This window comes from Nocardiopsis akebiae (assembly GCF_018316795.1).
In the GTDB taxonomy this organism is placed as follows: domain Bacteria; phylum Actinomycetota; class Actinomycetes; order Streptosporangiales; family Streptosporangiaceae; genus Nocardiopsis; species Nocardiopsis dassonvillei.
On sequence record NZ_CP074132.1, the window covers coordinates 1,876,352 to 1,892,683 of the forward strand.

Here is a 16,332-nt window from a genome sequence, read left to right on the forward strand (position 1 = left end):
CCGGCGGGACACCGGTCCGCCGCCCTCCGCGGGGGGCGGCGCGAGACCCCCGGCATCGGGGAAAGCACCGGCCCCGCGTCCCGGGCTGGCCAACCCGAATCGCGTTCTGCGACAGTGGGGCCATGCGATCCCTCTACATCGACGGCGCCTGGCGCGACTCCGCCTCCAGTGAGGCACTGGACGTGGTCAACCCGGCGACCGAGCAGGTCATCGACACCGTTCCGGCCGGGGCCGCCGAGGACGTCGACGCCGCGGTCGCGGCGGCGGCCGCCGCCCTGCCCGCCTGGTCCGCGCTCGCGCCCGGGCAGCGCGTCACCCACCTGACCAAGGCCCTGGAACTGTTCAACGCCCGCGTCGACGACATCGCCGCGGAGCTCACCCGGGACATGGGCGCTCCCGCGGTGTTCGCCCGCAAGGTCCAGGCGGGCCTGCCCGCCCTCATGTTCCGGACCTACCTCGACCTGGTCGAGGAGACCGGCGAGCGCTACTTCGGCGGCGAGCGGGTGGGCAACTCGCTCGTCGTGCGCGAGCCCGTCGGCGTGGTCGGCGCCATCACCCCGTGGAACTACCCGCTCCACCAGATCGTGCTCAAGGTCGTCCCCGCCCTCCTGGCGGGCAACACCGTCGTCCTCAAGCCCAGTGAGGTCGCCCCGCTCAGCGCCTACGCCCTCACCGAGGTGTTCCACGAGGCGGGCCTGCCCGCGGGCGTGTTCAACCTGGTGTCGGGCACCGGGCCGGTCGTCGGAGAGGCCATCGCCGCCCACCCCCGCGTGGACATGGTGTCCTTCACCGGCTCCACGCGCGCCGGGACCCGGGTCAGCCAGGTCGCCGCGGAGACGGTCAAGAAGGTCGCCCTCGAACTGGGCGGCAAGTCGCCCAACGTCATCCTCCCCGACGCCGACCTGGTCAAGGCGGTCAAGCGCGGCGTCGCCGACGTCATGCGCAACACCGGGCAGAGCTGCAACGCGCTCACCCGCATGCTGGTGCACCGCGACTCCTACGAGGAGGCCGTCGCCCTGGCCGCCGAGTCCGCGGCCAAGTACGCGCCCGGCGACCCCGCGGACGAGGCCACCCGCATGGGACCGCTGGTCTCCGCCGACCAGCTGGAGCGGGTCCGCTCCTACCTCGCGCTCGGAGTGGAGGAGGGCGCCCGCCTGGTCACCGGCGGCCCCGAACCGGTCGAGGGCCGCCCGAACGGCTACTACGTCAGCCCCACGGTCTTCGCCGACGTCAGCAACGACATGCGCATCGCCCGGGAGGAGATCTTCGGCCCCGTGCTGGTCCTGATCCCCTACGACACGGAGGAGGAGGCGGTCGCCATCGCCAACGACACCGTGTACGGGCTCAACGCGGCGGTGTGGTCCGGCGACCCCGAGCGCGGCCTGGCCGTGGCCCGGCGCTTGCGGGCCGGACAGGTGGAGGTCAACGGCGGCGCCCTCAACCCCCGCGCCCCCTTCGGCGGCTACAAGCGCTCCGGCAACGGGCGCGAGTGGGGCGCCCACGGCCTGGAGGAGTTCTGCGAGGTCAAGGCCGTCCAGCTGTGACGCCGCACGCGCGCCGGACCCCGCGGGCCCGGCGCGCGAACCGTTGGCGCGCACCCGCCGACGGGTGTGCGCGGACTCACGGCCCCCGCGGCTCCTCGCGCGGAATCGGCCCCGGTGAGAACCACGTTGTGCGGTGTGGAAAAATTTCCGACGGGATATCCCTGGTCGAACCCTAACGAGGTGGAAGTTGAGCAAGAAGCCCGCGGTCTCCAAGGCAGGTCCTCTCGGCAAGGACCTCAAGGCGATCGTCATCTACAACGTGATCGCCATCGGCTCGATGGCCCTCTTCGCTGTTCTCGGGCTGAGCGTCGCCGCTGCGGCCTCCGGCTCCATCTGAGGGACACGAGTACCACCGCGCCCCGCCTCGCCCCGGCGAGCGGGGCGCTGCGCTTGTCACAGCCGTGACCTGCCAGACTGGTCCCGTGCGTGTTTACCTTGGATCAGATCATGCGGGCTACGAGCTCAAAGAACACCTCGTCTCCTGGCTGAGGGAGCAGGGCCACGACGTCGTCGACGCCGGGCCCGCCGCCTACGACGCCGCTGACGACTACCCGCCCTTCGTGCTGCGCGCGGCCGAGGGGGCCGCCTCAGACAAGGGTTCCCTGGGCGTCGTCGTCGGCGGCTCCGGCAACGGCGAGCAGATCGCCGCGAACAAGGTCAGGGGCGTGCGCGCGGCCCTGGCCTGGAGCGAGGACACCGCCCGCCTGGCGCGTGAGCACAACGACGCGAACGTGCTCAGCCTCGGCGCCAGGATGCACTCCGCGCAGGAGGCCACCCGGTTCGTGGAGGTCTTCCTCACCACCCCGTACAGCGACGAGGAACGGCACACCCGCCGCATCGCGATGCTGACGGCCTACGAGGAGAACGGCGAGCTCCCCCCGCTCCCCTGAGCGGTACCCGCTCGGGACCTCCGCTTCGCTCCGGTCCGCCCGTCGCCCGCCCGTCGCCCGCCGGGGGCGCTCCGCGGCGGGCGGGCCGACGCCCTCGACGGACGCCATGCGCGGCACTTCCCTGCCCGGGCGCCCTTCCAGGCCGCGGTCGGGTGCGCCCGTACGCGCCGAGCGACCTCCGGCGCGGGCCTGGGACGAGAGTCCCTGGTCCGAGCCGCGGCACCGTGGGAACCTGGAAGCGGACCGCGCCGACGGGGCGCGGACCCGACCGGCGGCGGGGAGCCCGACCCCGCGGGAACGTCCGAGAGGGATGAACACCCCGGCTTACGGAACGGTTTTCGGACGCCGGAACGATGCCCGAATCCACACGCTCGGTTATCGGCTGAACCCAAATCCTCGGTTTGGGTGGAGAACACTGCTGGTTGCACGTGCCACGGCGACACCCCCCGCGCTACAGTTCGTGCACAGTTGCGGGCCTCGCTGCCCGCGGCGCGGCGGTGCCCTCCGGTCGGCACCTCCGACCACCACGGCCAGGGCGTGCCCCACACAGCCCCGTACGCCGGCCCCCGGCGGCGACGCGGCCCCCGCGCCCATCCCGACCGTGCCGTCCGAGAACCGAACCCCCGCTGGTGAGCGGGTGTGCAACGCAGGGGACACATGAAGCCCACACCGACCGCCAAGACCACCCGGCTACTGCGCTCCACCGCGCAGCGGCTCGTCGCGGTGCTCCGGCGCAAGGTGCTGTTCCGTTACCGGCTCGTCCTGATCACCCTCGTCGCCCTGGCCGTCGGCGTCGGCGTCGGCGCCGTGTGGGGTCCCACCGGCTGGTTCCCGCCCAGTTCCACCATCCTCACCGTCCTCGCGGGCGGCCTCCTCCTCAAGCGCAAGAGCCTGGCCTTCCTGCTGGCCGTGGTCGCCGCCGTCCTGGTCTTCGTCGCCTTCATGCTCGACTTCGGCCAGGTGGGGCCCGGCCTGCTGGTCACCATCGGTGTCACCGCGGTGCTGTCCTACCTGCTGTCGGGGGTGCGCGAGCGCCTCGGCGTCCAAGGGCTCAGCGGCGAGATGATGCTGCTGGACCTGCGCGACCGCCTGCGCCGCCAGGGCAAGCTGCCCCGGCTGCCCGAGGGCTGGGGGCGCACCGCCGTCCTGCGCCAGGCGGGCGGCTCGTCCTTCGGCGGCGACTTCGTCGTCTCCATCCGCAGGGAGAACCGGCTGGACGTGGCCGTCGTGGACGTCTCCGGCAAGGGCGTGGACGCCGGAACCCGGGCCCTGCTGCTCTCCGGCGCCTTCAGCGGACTGATCGGGGCCGTCCCCACCCGCGACTTCCTGGCCCACTGCAACGACTACCTCATGCGCAACAGCGGTGGCGAGGGCTTCGTCACCGCCGTGCACCTGAGCGTGGACCTGGACACCGGCGAGTACCAGATCGCCTCCGCCGGACACCCTCCCGCGCTGCACTACGACAGCGGCGGCGGGCTTTGGAGCACCACCGAGGCCAAGGGCGTGGTCCTCGGCGTCATCCCCGAGATGACCTACGTCTCCGTCGAGGGCAGGCTCCGGCCCGGCGACGCCATCATGCTCTGCACCGACGGCCTCATCGAGACCCCGGGCGAGGACCTCGACGCCGGGATCGACCGCCTCCTCGGCGCGGCCGAACAGCTCGTCCCGCGCGGTTTCGCCACCGGGGCGGACGAGATCGTGGACACCCTCAGCAGGGACAAGAACGACGACTGCGCCCTGGTCGTCCTCTGGCGGGACTGACCCGTCGGGCGGTTTCTGGTGCGCTGGTGAGTCGGCCGGTGTGCTTCCAGGTCCTGCCGTCCCCTACCCGTCGGGCGGTTTCTGGTGCGCTGGTGAGTTGGCCGGTGTGCTTCCAGGTCCTGCCGTCCCCTACCCGTCGGGCGGTTTCTGGTGCGCTGGTGAGTTGGCCGGTGTGCTTCCAGGTCCTGCCGTCCCCTACCCGTCGGGCGGTTTCTGGCGCGCTGGTGAGTCGGCCGGTGTGCCCCCAGACCCTCCCGACGGGTAAGGTCGGGGTGCTCCCCGTCCCGCGTACGGCGGTCAGACCGTACACGTCCCCGGATCACCGTGCCCGCCCTTTCCGCCCCCGGAAGACCCATCCGACGCACGGTTCACCACACCAGTGACAACGGGACCGGAGCGGGGCCGTGGAACCACCGGCCCACCGCTTTTCCCAGGATCCGGTGCCGCCCGTGGTGCTTCCCACCGGGCGCAGAAGAATGCGAGGGGGTGCTTCGCATGTCAGAAGGCGAGCGCGCTGAAGAACTGATCGATCTGGTCGAGAACAACGACCTGACCGGTATCCGGCTCTGGTTGGCCGAACACAGGCCCTACGAGATCGCCGACGAACTCTCCCGCATGGACGGCAGCGAGGCGATCATCCCCTTCCGGCTCCTGGACAAGGACCGCGAGCTGGAGGTCTTCGAGGAACTCGACCCCGGCCAGCAGCAGTCCATCCTGCTCGGACTGCGCGACACGGCCTTCCACGAGATCCTCGAGGAGATGGACCCGGACGACCGGGCCCGCCTCATCGGTGAGGCGCCCGCCAAGATCGCCACCCGCGCCCTGGCCGGGCTCAGCCCCTCCGAACGCAAGATGACCGCCGCTCTGCTGGGCTACCCCGAGGACTCCGTCGGCCGGTACATGACCCCCGAGACGGTCATCCTGCACCGCGACCTCACGGTGGGCCGCGCCCTGGAGGTCGTGCGCGCACGGGGGGCCGACGCCGAGACCATCTACACCCTGCCGGTGGTCAGCGACGGCCGCCGCATGGTCGGGACGGTGACGCTGGGCGACCTGGTGGTCAGCGACGACGAACGGCTGATCAAGGACATCGTGGACGTGTTCGCGCCGCGCGTGCGAGCCGCGGAGCCGGTCGAGGACGCCGCCCGCCTGATGCAGGAGGCCAACCTGGTCGCCCTGGCGGTGGTGGACTCCGAGGAGCGCTTCGTGGGTCTGCTGACCTTCGACGACGCCCTGGAGGTCATCGAGGCCGCCGACTCCGAGGACATGGCCCTCCAGTCCGGTGCGAGCCCGGTCGGCGAACACTACGTCTCCGTCGGGGTGCTGCGCCTGGTCGGCGCGCGCTCGGTGTGGCTGATGCTGCTCATCGTGGCGGCCACGCTCACGGTCAACGTGATGCAGGCCTTCGAGTCGGCGCTGGAGGCGGTCACCGCCCTGGCCCTGTTCGTGCCGATGCTCATCGGCACGGGCGGCAACGTCGGGGCCCAGTCGGCCACCGCGATCGTGCGCGCCCTGGCCGTGGGCGAGGTCCGGGTGCGCGACCTGCCCTCGGTGATCTGGAAGGAGGCCCGGGTCGGCCTGCTGCTGGGACTCCTCCTGGCAGTGCTGGCCCTGGCCATCGGCTCCCTGCTGGTGGGCGTGGACGTCGCCGTGGTGGTGGCGTGCTCGGTGATCGCGGTGTGCACGTGGGCGGCGGTCATCGGCTCGTCCATGCCGCTGTTCGCCCGCAAGGTGGGCGTGGACCCAGCGGTGGTGTCCTCGCCGATGGTGACCACCATCGTGGACGCCACGGGCCTGCTCATCTACTTCTCCATCGCCACCGTGGTCCTGGGCCTGTGACCTGGTCTGCGATCCCGCCCCGGACGCCCCACCGGCATGAACGGGGCGGGAACCGGGTATCGCGACAGGGCAGGACGGATCGAGGGAGGATTACATGTCCGGTACCGGAGATGCGTTCAAACGGCTGAAGAAGGCCGTCGACGACAACGCCGAACACGCCCAGGGCCTGGTCGGCAAGGCCGCCAGAGCCGCCAAGAAGGCCACCGGCGGCGCCCACGACGACAGGATCGACCGGGGCGCCGGAGCCGCGACGGAGTACCTGCGCAAGCGCGCTCGGGAGAACGAGCGGCCCCGGCCGGACGGGGAGGTCCGCCGGGACGGGGAGAACCCGAGGTAACGCGGCCCGTCTTCGCGCGGGGCGGGCGGGGCGTCCACAATGGGGGATGCCCTCTCCCACCCCGCGCAGCTCCCCGGCCCCCTCCGGACGTCCCGTCCCCCGCTGGCCGCTGCTGCTCGCCAGGGTCCGCATGCCGCTCATGTGGACGGCCACCCTCGCCCTCCTCGCCGGTTACCTCGGCCTCCCCTGGTGGGTAGGCGGCGTCCTGTTCGCCGCCGCGCTGGCCGTGTACCTGCGACTGGGCACCGCGCGGTGCGAGCCCCTGGTGCTGGAACCGCCCGTGCGGGGCAGGTGGATGGCGCTCACCAGCCCCGTGGACGGCGTGCCGAGCCAGGGCAGCCACGCCTACGGGCAGACCCACGCGCTGGGCCTGGTCGCCGAACCCGGCGCGGGCACCCGTCCCGACATCGGATGGCGGCCGCTCAGCCGCCCACCGGGCGACTTCCCGGCCTTCGGCCGGCCCGTCCACGCGCCCGCCGACGGGACGGTGGTGACCGCTCACGGGGGTCGGCGCGACCACCGCAGCCGCAACTCCTGGCCGTGGCTGTTCGGGTCGGTCGTGGAGAACACCTTGCGGGAGCTGCGCGGCCCAGCCGGACTGCTCGGCAACCACCTGGTGATCGACGTGGGCGGCGCCTACGTACTCCTGGGACACCTGGAGCGCGGATCGCTGGCGGTCCGCCGCGGCGACCGCGTCCGGGCGGGTCAGACGGTGGCCCGCTGCGGAAACTCCGGTGCCTGCACCGAGCCCCAGGTGCGGATGCAGCTCATGGACCGTCCGGGTCCGCTGTTCGCCGCCGGACTGCCGTTCGTGTGGGCGCCGGGGTGGAACGCCCGGGACGACGGCGCGGGGCTGCCCGAGACCTGGCGTCCCGTGGTGGTCACCGGGCCCGGGCACGGGGGCGCGCCGGTGTCCGGGCCCGGGGGCGTACCCGCTGGTCAGGCGGTTCCGGCCAAGGACTAGGCTGATGAGGTAAGGCGAACCTAACGGTTCCTGGGGTGCGGCGGGAGCGTGAAGGGAGAAGAGTGGATACGGCCCAAGGACGTCCCTGTCAGCTCACGGTGTGCCGGGGCTGCTGCTGCGGTACCAAGAAGAAGGTCCCCGGGGTGGACCACAAGGCGCAGCTCGCCCGTCTCAGCGCCATCGACGACCATTCCGGCCGCAGCGTTCCCGTCCGCACCAGCAAGTGCCTGGGTATCTGCTTCCAGGCGAACGTGGTGGTCGTCCAGCCGTCCTCGGCGGGGCGGGCCGCCGGGGGCCGCCCGGTGTGGCTGGGGGAGGTCACCGAGGACAAGCTGGTCGAGGCCGTCGACGACTGGATCTTCGAGGGCGGGCCCGGTATCGCCCCGCTGCCCGCCGTCCTGGCCGACCACGTGACCTCCAAGGACGCCAAGAAGCCGAAGAAGCGCAAGAAGCCCGAGCACTCCAAGGCGGCCAAGAAGGAGCGCAAGAAGGACAGGCGCGAGGACGCCGCCCGTCCCGACAAGGGCGGCGGGAAGAAGAAGGGCGAGAAGTCCGGGAAGAAGAAGTCCAAGAGGGATAAGAAGTCCAAGAAGGACGAGAAGGATAAGAAGTCCAAGAAGGACAAGAAGCTCAAGAAGGATGAGAAGCTGGAGAAGGTCGGCAAGTCCGGCGGGGAGTGATCCCGGGCCCCCGGAGGCCCCGCGCCCCGGTGCCGGAGAGGTTCCCGGCGGACGGCCGACCGGACGTGCCGGAAACCGTCCCTCCGGGCCGGTCCCCGGCACGGGCGCCTACCGGCCCTGCGGTGCGAACTGGGTCCGGTACAGGGCGGTGTACAGTCCGCCCTGGCCCAGCAGCTCGTCGTGGGTGCCGCGCTCCAGGATCCGGCCGTCCTCCAGCACCAGGATCTGGTCCGCCTCGCGCACCGTCGCCAGCCGGTGCGCGATCACGAGCGAGGTCCTGCCCTCCAGGGCCACGGACAGCGCCTCCTGCACGGCCGCCTCGGACCCGGAGTCCAGGTGGGCCGTCGCCTCGTCCAGCACCACCACCGACGGTGCCTTCAGCAGCAGCCGCGCGATCGCCAGCCGCTGCTTCTCACCGCCCGAGAGCCGGTACCCCCGGTCGCCGACCATCGTGTCCAGCCCGTTGGGCAGCTGGTCCAGGAGGGTGCCCAGCCGCGCCATCCGCAGCACCTCCTCCAGCTCGGCGTCGGTCGCCTCCGGCCGCGCGTACCGCAGGTTCGCCCCCACGGTGTCGTGGAACAGCTGCGCGTCCTGGGTGACCACGCCGACCGCCTCGCGCAGCGAGTCGCCGGTCACCTCGCGCAGGTCCAGCCCGCCGACGAGCACCCGGCCCTCGGTCGGGTCGTACAGGCGCGACACCAGGTGCGTCAGCGTCGTCTTGCCCGCTCCGGACGGCCCCACCAGGGCCACCATCGTCCCCGGCTCCGCCCGGAAGGACACCCCGCTCAGCACCTGGGTGTCCTCGTCCACCGACGCCTGCGGAGTCAGCTCCAGCGACGCCACCGACGACTCCTTCGCCGCCGGGTAGCGGAACGACACGTTGTCGAACTCCACGCCCGGACGCACCGCGGGCAGGTCCCGGGCGTCGGGGCTCTCCTTGATGCCCGGTTCCAGGTCCAGCACCTCGAAGACCCGGTCGAAGGAGACCAGCGCGGTCATGATCTCCACGTGCACGTTGGACAGCGTCGTCACCGGTCCGTACAGGCGGGCGAGCAGGGTGGTCAGCGCCACCAGCGTGCCCACCTCGAAGGCCCCGCCGATCGCCAGCACGCCGCCGACCCCGTAGACCATCGCCATGGCCAGCGCCGTGATCAGGCCCAGCATGCTGAACAGCAGCGAGCCGAACACCGCCTGGCGCACGCCCAGGTCGCGGACCCGGCCCGCGCGCCGGGCGAAACCCGCCGACTCCTCCTCGGGGCGTCCGTACAGCTTGACCAGCATCGCCCCACCGACGTTGAACCGCTCGGTCATCAGCGAGCTCATGTCCGCGTTGGTGTCCATCGCTTCGCGCGAGATGTGCGCCAGCCGCCGCCCGATCACCTTGGCGGGTACGACGAACAGCGGTACCAGGGCCAGCGCGATCAGCGTCACCTGCCACGACAGGGCGATCATCGTCACGATCACCGCGGTCGCGCTCACCACGTTGGACACCACCGACTGCAGGACGGAGGTGATCGCCCGCTGCGCGCCCACCACGTCCGTGTTCAGACGGCTGATCAGCGATCCCGTCTGCGTACGGGTGAAGAAGGCCACCGGCATCCGCTGCACGTGGGTGAACACCTGTGTGCGCAACTGGTAGATGACCCCCTCGCCGATCCGGGAGGACAGCCACCTGCCGAGCAGGGTCAGCCCGCTCTCCAACACCGCCAGACCCGCCGCGGCCAGCGCCAGCCACACCACCAGCGCGGTGTTCCCGGGCAGGATGCCGCGGTCGATGATGGCCTTGAGCAGGAGCGGGTTGGCGACCACGATTCCGGCGCCGACCGTCGTCACCAGCAGGAAGCACAGGATCACCCGCCAGTGCGGTCGGGCGTAGGAGATGATGCGTCGGGTGATTCCGGGGGGCAGTGACTGCCCCTTCGCGCTCCCGTCGTTGACCAGGGCCCTGTAGGAGGGCCTGCCGGACATCATTGTCATGAACAGCCTCGTTCTGCTTGCCTATTCGCCACGCATGCGTCAACACCGGTGCGTGTGCGCCGCTTCCCATGCCGGGCGGAAACGGGTAAGGGCCCGCGCGAGTGACGGGGCGGGCGGGGCCGCCGACCGTCGCGGCGGGCCGGGTGGGGGTGTGCGTGCCGTTGCTAGAGGGAGTGGGCGAGGCGTCCCAGGGCCGCGGTGGTGGACCGGCCGGGGGTGAAGGGCAGCTCCCAGGCCTGCGCGCCGAGGGCGTCGGCGCCGCGGATCTTGGCCTGGGTGTAGCGGTCCCCGGCGGTGTAGGCCAGGGCGGCGGGCGCCAGGGGGCGAAGCACCTCGGCGTAGGAGGCCCAGTCGGCGACCTCGGGCGGCCCCTCGATGACGAACGAGCCGGTGACGCAGGCCAGGGCGGCCACGGTCTCGGCGCGCTCCTCCGCGGGGTTCACGGGGCGTCCCGGGCCCTTCCAGGCGTGCACGCGCGCGTCGGATTCCACGCCCACCACCAGGGGCAGCCCCCGGTCGGCGATGGAGCGGAGGAAGCGGACGTGCCCGACGTGCAGGACGTCGAAGGCCCCGGTGACGACCGCCGGTCGCACCAGGGGGTCGGGACGCTCGAACCAGTGGGCGCTCAGCGCGGTGCCTGGTCCCCGCGTCGCTTCCGTGTCCGTCATACCACCACCCGTTCGGCAGGCCTGAGGGCGCCCGGATCCGATCGCGCCCGCGGGCTCGCCCGAAAGGTCAACGTATCCGTCCGGGACGGGTATTCCTTATCGGGGCGCGCCGGCCGAACACGGTTCGGTTTAGGAACGGGGGAGCGGTCCGTAAATGTGAGCTACCTCACTGGGAAAGTCGCCCAACGAAATGCCGAAAACGACCGAAATACGGACAGGAGGCGGGCCTCCGGTGCGCAGATCGTCCCGAGTGCTGTGCGTCCTCCGGGGGAAATGGCGAAGCGAGCCGGTGTCCTTGACACACGACTCGCTCCGAGTGGGGCGGGGGTTCGGGGGTCGTCCTCCGGGGGAAATGGCGAAGCGAGCCGGTGTCCTTGACACACGACTCGCCCCGAGTGGGGCGGGGGTTCGGGGGTCGTCCTCCGGGGGAAATGGCGAAGCGAGCCGGTGTCCTTGACACACGACTCGCCCCGAGTGGAGCGGGCGACGAGAATCGAACTCGCATGGCCAGCTTGGAAGGCTGGTGTTCTACCATTGAACTACGCCCGCGTGGCACCGGAGACTTCGAGCGTCCTCTAGACTCGTGGAGCCGACGGAGACAAGACTACAGTCTCCGGAGCCGTGGTCGCACACACCTTTCAGGAGTGCCATCCTTGGTTCGGCACACGGGGTGTAGCGCAGCTTGGTTAGCGCGCATGCTTTGGGAGCATGAGGCCGCGGGTTCGAATCCCGCCACCCCGACGAAACCACCGTGGCAGCGGCTCCGGCCGCGCGCCGTGGCCCCCTGTGTATCTGCCCTAGACTTGGTGCGATCAGCAGGAAACTGTAAGTCCCAGCCCGTCGCAGGGCACCCCAGCTGGATGCGGTCGTAAAGACCCCGGGGGTGCGCGCGTGCCTTTCGCCGTTGTGTGTGGTGCGCCTGCGGGCCGACGCGGACACCAGCCGGCAAACCTAGGAGTACCGCCCCGTGAAGACCGATGTCGAGGAGCTGAGCCCCACCCGGGTCAAGCTGACCATCGAGGTGCCCTTCGAGGAGCTCGATCACGCTTTCGACGTGACCTACAAGTCGCTCGCCAAGCAGGTCCGGATCAAGGGCTTCCGCCCCGGCAAGGCGCCGGCGCGGCTGATCGACCGTTACGTCGGCCGCGGCGCGGTGATCAGCGAAGCGGTCAACCACGCCGTTCCGGAGCTCTACAACGAAGCCATCCAGAAGGAGGAGCTCTTCGCGCTCGGCCAGCCCGACGTGGAGGTCACCAAGCTGGAGGACAACGACGAGCTCGCCTTCACGGCCGAGGTCGACGTCCGCCCCAAGTTCGAGGTCGAGAACTACAAGGGCATCGAGGTCACCGTCGACAGCGCCGAGGTGACCGACGAGCAGGTCGACGAGCAGATCGGCACCCTGCGCGAGCGCTTCTCCACCCTGGTGGGCGCGGACCGCCCCGTCGAGGACGGCGACCACCTGTCCATCGACCTGTCCGCCGCCGTCGACGGCGAGAAGCTCGAGGACGTCGCGGTCAGCGGCTACTCCTACGAGGTCGGCACCAACACCATGCTGGAGGGCCTCGACGAGACCCTGCGCGGCATGGAGGCCGGTGGCGAGGCCACCTTCTCCACCACCCTCGTCGGCGGTGAGCACGAGGGCCGGGAAGCGGACGTCACCGTCACCGTGCACAGCGTGAAGGTCAAGGAGCTGCCCGAGCTGGACGACGAGTTCGCCCAGCTGGCCTCGGAGTTCGACACCATCGACGAGCTGCGCGCGGACGTGCGCAACCGCATGGGCGAGGTCCGCCGCCTCCAGCAGCTCTCCGCCGCCCGCGACAAGGCCCTGGAGCAGCTGATCGACTCCGTCGACATCCCGCTGCCCGAGGCGGTCGTCGAGGAGGAGATCACCCGCCGCCGCCAGAGCCTGGAGCAGCAGCTCGCGCAGAGCGGCCTCACCAAGGAGGCCTACCTCGAGTCGCAGGAGAAGACCGAGGAGGAGTTCGACGAGGAGCTGACCACCGGCGCCCGCTCCGCCGTCAAGGCCGGGTTCATCCTCGACCAGCTGGCCATCCAGGAGGACCTGAGCGCCGACCAGGGCGAGCTCAGCCAGTACGTCTTCGAGCAGGCCCAGCGCATGGGCGTGAGCCCGGACCAGCTGGCCCAGCACCTGGTCGAGTCCAACCAGATCCGCGTCGCCTTCACCGAGGTCGTCCGCGGCAAGGCCATGGACCTGGTCCTGGCCGGCGCCCGGATCACCGACGAGGACGGCAACGTCGTCGAGCAGGAGACCGCCGAGGAGGAGGCAGCCAAGGCCGCCGCCGTTGCCGCGGGTGAGGCCCTGGAGGCCGTTGAGGACGACGCCGAGAGCGACGCCGCGGACGCGGCCGACGAGGCCAAGGCCGACGACGCCAAGGCCGAGGAAGCCAAATAGGCATCCGGTAGCCCCGGTATCCGCGCGTACGGGCCCCGTCCGACCCTCCGGGTCGGGCGGGGCCCGCGTCGTGTTCGCCTGTGGAAGAACGCCCTGTACGGAGATCGTGCCACCCTGCGCTCAAAGCGAACAGGGGCGCGAACCGGACGAGCGCGGTGCCGCGCGGCGTTAGTGTCGCTGTATCGCAACCGTTTCGATTCCGGAGCAGGTGACGAGAGTGCCGTCGACCTTTGAAGAGTCCCCGCGTTTCGACGCCCGTACGTCGGAGACCCAGATTTCCCCTTTGCTTGAGCAGACGCCTCAGCGCCTGTTGCGCCAGCGAATCGTCTTCCTCGGCCAGCAGGTCGACGACGAGATCGCCAACCGCCTGGTGGGTGAGCTGCTGCTGCTGTCCGCGGAGGACCGCCAGCGCGACATCACCATGTACATCAACTCGCCCGGCGGTTCGGTGACCGCGGGCATGGCGATCTACGACGTCATGCAGTACATCCCCAACGACGTGCGCACCGTGGGTATCGGTATGGCCGCGTCCATGGGCCAGATGCTCCTGTGCGCCGGAGCGCCGGGCAAGCGCTACGCGCTGCCGCACACCCGCGTCATGATGCACCAGCCGTCGGGTGGCATCGGTGGTACCGCCTCCGACATCCGCATCCTGGCCGACCAGCTGCTCTACGTGAAGAAGATGTTCATCGAGAAGATCTCCGAGCACACGGGCCAGACGGTCGAGCAGATCGAGAAGGACGCCGACCGCGACCGCTGGTTCACGGCCAAGGAGTCCAAGGAGTACGGCTTCATCGACGAGGTCCTCGAAGGGACCCTCGACGTGACCCAGGGCCGAACCCAGAGTTGATCCGTCGGACCTCATCCCAGGAACGGCGCAGTGCGTGGAAGGCGTGAAATGACCGAGTTCAACCCCAGTCTCATCGGCGGCGCGGCCTCGATGGCCCCCCAGGGTCGCTACGTCCTGCCGTCCTACGTGGAGCGGACGTCCTACGGCGTCAAGGAGATGAATCCGTACAACAAGCTCTTCGAGGAGCGGATCATCTTCGTCGGCGTCCAGATCGACGACACGTCGGCCAACGACCTGATGGCCCAGCTCATCACTCTGGAGCAGCTCGACTCCGAGCGGGACATCCAGATGTACATCAACTCGCCGGGCGGCTCCTTCACCTCCCTCATGGCGATCTACGACACGATGCAGTTCGTCCGCCCCGACATCCAGACGGTGTGCATCGGTCAGGCCGCCTCGGCCGCCGCGATCCTGCTCGCGGGCGGGACGGCGGGCAAGCGCGGCGCGCTGCCCAACGCCCGCATCCTGATCCACCAGCCCGCGACCGAGGGCATGCACGGCCAGGCCAGCGACATCGAGATCCAGGCGAACGAGATCACCCGTATCCGTACGCAGCTGGAGACCACTCTGGCCCGCCACACCGGGCACTCCGTCGAGAAGGTCTCCAAGGACATCGAGCGCGACAAGATCCTGACCGCCGAGGAAGCCAAGGACTACGGCATCATCGACTTCGTGCTGCCCTACCGCAAGGCTTCCCTGAAGTCCTGAACGTAGGGTCGCGGCACAGCCGGACGGCCTGACCGGGCGCGCGGACGCGGTGCCGGGCAGGGCGTTCGGGCGAAGGTGAAGCGCAGGCCGGACCGGCCCATGACCCGCCTGGGGGAGCCCGGTGGTGAAGCCGGTCCGGTTTTTCGCTTAGTCTGACGGAGAGCGACACACAGATCGCCTCGTCCGTGACCACCGCTGTGGACGGTCACGGAAGATTTTCGACTTCCGGGCGGTTGCCCGCGCGAGCGGCACCGACGGGGCGGCCTTAGTTTTGAGGAGTGGCTGGGTGGCACGCATCGGCGACGGCGGGGACCTGTTGAAGTGCTCGTTCTGCGGCAAGAGCCAGAAGCAGGTGAAGAAGCTCATCGCCGGCCCCGGCGTGTACATCTGCGATGAGTGCATTGATCTGTGCAACGAGATCATCGAAGAGGAACTCGCCGACGCCACCGAGCTCACCTGGGACTCCCTGCCCAAGCCTCGGGAGATCTACGAGTTCCTGGACTCGTATGTGATCGGTCAGGAGCAGGCCAAGAAGGCGTTGTCGGTGGCGGTGTACAACCACTACAAGCGGGTGCGCTCGGAGGGGGACCGTCCGGGCGAGGAGGATGTGGAGATCGCCAAGTCCAACATCTTGCTGCTGGGGCCGACGGGGTCGGGGAAGACGTTGTTGGCGCAGACGTTGGCGCGGATTCTGAACGTGCCGTTCGCGATCGCGGACGCGACGGCGCTGACGGAGGCGGGGTATGTGGGTGAGGATGTGGAGAACATCCTGCTCAAGTTGATCCAGGCGGCTGACTACGACGTGAAGAAGGCCGAGACGGGGATCATCTACATCGACGAGGTCGACAAGGTCGCGCGTAAGAGTGAGAATCCCTCGATCACTCGGGATGTGTCGGGTGAGGGGGTGCAGCAGGCGTTGTTGAAGATCTTGGAGGGGACGACGGCGAGTGTGCCTCCGCAGGGTGGGCGCAAGCATCCGCATCAGGAGTTCATCCAGATCGATACGACGAACGTGTTGTTCATCTGTGGTGGTGCGTTCGCGGGGTTGGAGAAGTTGATCGAGTCGCGGACGGGTCAGCAGGGGATGGGGTTCAACGCGGTGTTGCGTCCCAAGGGTGAGCTGGGTGGTTCGGCGTTGTTCGGTGAGGTGATGCCGGAGGATCTGTTGAAGTTCGGGATGATTCCGGAGTTCGTGGGTCGGTTGCCGGTGATCACGAGTGTGCATGATCTGGATCGTGAGGCGTTGATCCGGATTCTGACGGAGCCGCGGAACGCGTTGGTGAAGCAGTATCAGCGGTTGTTCGAGTTGGATGGTGTGGAGTTGGAGTTCACGCCGGATGCTTTGAACGCGATTGCTGAGCAGGGGATTATTCGGGGTACGGGTGCGCGTGGGTTGCGGGCGATTATCGAGGAGGTGTTGTTGTCGGTGATGTATGAGGTGCCCAGTCGTGAGGACGTGGGTCAGGTGATCATTACGCGGGAGACCGTGATCGACAACGTCAACCCCACCATCGTCCCGCGGGCCCAGCTGCGCCGGGCCCGCCAGGAGAAGTCCGCCTAGCAGCGTCCTCCCGGACCCCGCGCACGCGTCCTCAGCGCCCGCGCCGGGTCCGGCGCTACCCTCCTGAGGCCCGCGTCCCGCTCTCCGGCGGCCCGCCCGCAGGACGGGGTCCAACACGCGCGAGGGGGCGCCCCGACCAG

Annotated in this window: 14 protein-coding genes and 2 tRNA genes; 13 read left to right on the forward strand and 3 right to left on the reverse strand. The window is 69.9% G+C overall.

Annotated elements, in window-relative coordinates; all coding sequences use genetic code 11:
* The first annotated feature begins 122 nt into the window (after positions 1 to 122).
* From KGD83_RS08020 to KGD83_RS08055, 8 genes are all read left to right on the forward strand, one after another.
* Entirely contained in the window at positions 123 to 1,544 is a 1,422-nt protein-coding gene (locus KGD83_RS08020) for an aldehyde dehydrogenase family protein (RefSeq protein WP_212643223.1), read from the forward strand.
* Between the two features lie 187 nt (positions 1,545 to 1,731).
* Positions 1,732 to 1,881 carry a hypothetical protein gene (locus KGD83_RS08025; RefSeq protein ID WP_165435955.1) on the forward strand — a complete coding sequence of 50 codons (150 nt, stop codon included), beginning with the start codon at positions 1,732 to 1,734 and terminating at the stop codon, positions 1,879 to 1,881.
* 85 nt (positions 1,882 to 1,966) lie between these two features.
* A complete protein-coding gene (locus KGD83_RS08030; RefSeq protein ID WP_212643224.1) occupies positions 1,967 to 2,434 on the forward strand; it encodes a ribose-5-phosphate isomerase in 468 nt (155 codons plus the stop codon).
* Positions 2,435 to 3,091: 657 nt separating this feature from the next.
* Entirely contained in the window at positions 3,092 to 4,195 is a 1,104-nt protein-coding gene (locus KGD83_RS08035; RefSeq protein ID WP_212643225.1) for a PP2C family protein-serine/threonine phosphatase, read from the forward strand.
* Between the two features lie 495 nt (positions 4,196 to 4,690).
* The gene (gene mgtE / locus KGD83_RS08040) at positions 4,691 to 6,034 is read left to right on the forward strand and encodes a magnesium transporter (RefSeq protein WP_212643226.1); all 1,344 of its coding nucleotides are present in this window, start codon (positions 4,691 to 4,693) and stop codon (positions 6,032 to 6,034) included.
* A 94-nt stretch (positions 6,035 to 6,128) separates the two neighbouring features.
* Complete coding sequence (locus KGD83_RS08045; protein ID WP_212643227.1) at positions 6,129 to 6,371, forward strand: Rv0909 family putative TA system antitoxin; 243 nt, start codon at positions 6,129 to 6,131, stop codon at positions 6,369 to 6,371.
* Between the two features lie 46 nt (positions 6,372 to 6,417).
* Entirely contained in the window at positions 6,418 to 7,335 is a 918-nt protein-coding gene (locus KGD83_RS08050) for a M23 family metallopeptidase (RefSeq protein WP_212643228.1), read from the forward strand.
* Between the two features lie 143 nt (positions 7,336 to 7,478).
* Positions 7,479 to 8,015 carry a (2Fe-2S) ferredoxin domain-containing protein gene (locus KGD83_RS08055; protein WP_249352213.1) on the forward strand — a complete coding sequence of 179 codons (537 nt, stop codon included), beginning with the start codon at positions 7,479 to 7,481 and terminating at the stop codon, positions 8,013 to 8,015.
* Between the two features lie 108 nt (positions 8,016 to 8,123).
* Here KGD83_RS08055 and KGD83_RS08060 read toward each other — a convergent pair whose 3' ends face one another.
* The 3 genes from KGD83_RS08060 to KGD83_RS08070 form a co-directional block, all read right to left on the reverse strand.
* Positions 8,124 to 9,986, reverse strand: coding sequence for an ABC transporter ATP-binding protein (locus KGD83_RS08060; RefSeq protein ID WP_212644318.1), 1,863 nt, complete (start codon positions 9,984 to 9,986; stop codon positions 8,124 to 8,126).
* Positions 9,987 to 10,156: 170 nt separating this feature from the next.
* Positions 10,157 to 10,660 (reverse strand): adenylyltransferase/cytidyltransferase family protein, encoded by a 504-nt coding sequence (locus tag KGD83_RS08065; RefSeq protein WP_212643229.1) that lies wholly within the window; start codon positions 10,658 to 10,660, stop codon positions 10,157 to 10,159.
* Positions 10,661 to 11,135: 475 nt separating this feature from the next.
* Positions 11,136 to 11,209: transfer RNA gene (locus KGD83_RS08070), tRNA-Gly, on the reverse strand.
* A 117-nt stretch (positions 11,210 to 11,326) separates the two neighbouring features.
* Here KGD83_RS08070 and KGD83_RS08075 point away from each other — a divergent pair.
* The 5 genes from KGD83_RS08075 to clpX all read left to right on the forward strand — a co-directional run bounded on the left by KGD83_RS08075 (position 11,327) and on the right by clpX (position 16,192).
* Positions 11,327 to 11,401: transfer RNA gene (locus KGD83_RS08075), tRNA-Pro, on the forward strand.
* Positions 11,402 to 11,627: 226 nt separating this feature from the next.
* Positions 11,628 to 13,073 carry a trigger factor gene (gene tig / locus KGD83_RS08080; RefSeq protein ID WP_212643230.1) on the forward strand — a complete coding sequence of 482 codons (1,446 nt, stop codon included), beginning with the start codon at positions 11,628 to 11,630 and terminating at the stop codon, positions 13,071 to 13,073.
* Positions 13,074 to 13,290: 217 nt separating this feature from the next.
* The gene (locus tag KGD83_RS08085; protein WP_013154411.1) at positions 13,291 to 13,923 is read left to right on the forward strand and encodes a ClpP family protease; all 633 of its coding nucleotides are present in this window, start codon (positions 13,291 to 13,293) and stop codon (positions 13,921 to 13,923) included.
* 48 nt (positions 13,924 to 13,971) lie between these two features.
* Entirely contained in the window at positions 13,972 to 14,631 is a 660-nt protein-coding gene (locus tag KGD83_RS08090) for an ATP-dependent Clp protease proteolytic subunit (RefSeq protein WP_047872141.1), read from the forward strand.
* A 286-nt stretch (positions 14,632 to 14,917) separates the two neighbouring features.
* A complete protein-coding gene (clpX, locus tag KGD83_RS08095) occupies positions 14,918 to 16,192 on the forward strand; it encodes an ATP-dependent Clp protease ATP-binding subunit ClpX (protein ID WP_013154409.1) in 1,275 nt (424 codons plus the stop codon).
* Positions 16,193 to 16,332: the final 140 nt, after the last annotated feature.

Bases quoted from the DNA above. Each gene is read 5' to 3' on its own strand.
- KGD83_RS08020 (WP_212643223.1), top strand. From the start codon at position 123: ATGCGATCCCTCTACATCGACGGCGCCTGGCGCGACTCCGCCTCCAGT.
- KGD83_RS08060 (WP_212644318.1), bottom strand. From the start codon at position 9,986: ATGATGTCCGGCAGGCCCTCCTACAGGGCCCTGGTCAACGACGGGAGC.
- KGD83_RS08035 (WP_212643225.1), top strand. From the start codon at position 3,092: ATGAAGCCCACACCGACCGCCAAGACCACCCGGCTACTGCGCTCCACC.
- KGD83_RS08050 (WP_212643228.1), top strand. From the start codon at position 6,418: ATGCCCTCTCCCACCCCGCGCAGCTCCCCGGCCCCCTCCGGACGTCCC.
- KGD83_RS08045 (WP_212643227.1), top strand. From the start codon at position 6,129: ATGTCCGGTACCGGAGATGCGTTCAAACGGCTGAAGAAGGCCGTCGAC.
- KGD83_RS08090 (WP_047872141.1), top strand. From the start codon at position 13,972: ATGACCGAGTTCAACCCCAGTCTCATCGGCGGCGCGGCCTCGATGGCC.
- KGD83_RS08065 (WP_212643229.1), bottom strand. From the start codon at position 10,660: ATGACGGACACGGAAGCGACGCGGGGACCAGGCACCGCGCTGAGCGCC.
- mgtE (WP_212643226.1), top strand. From the start codon at position 4,691: ATGTCAGAAGGCGAGCGCGCTGAAGAACTGATCGATCTGGTCGAGAAC.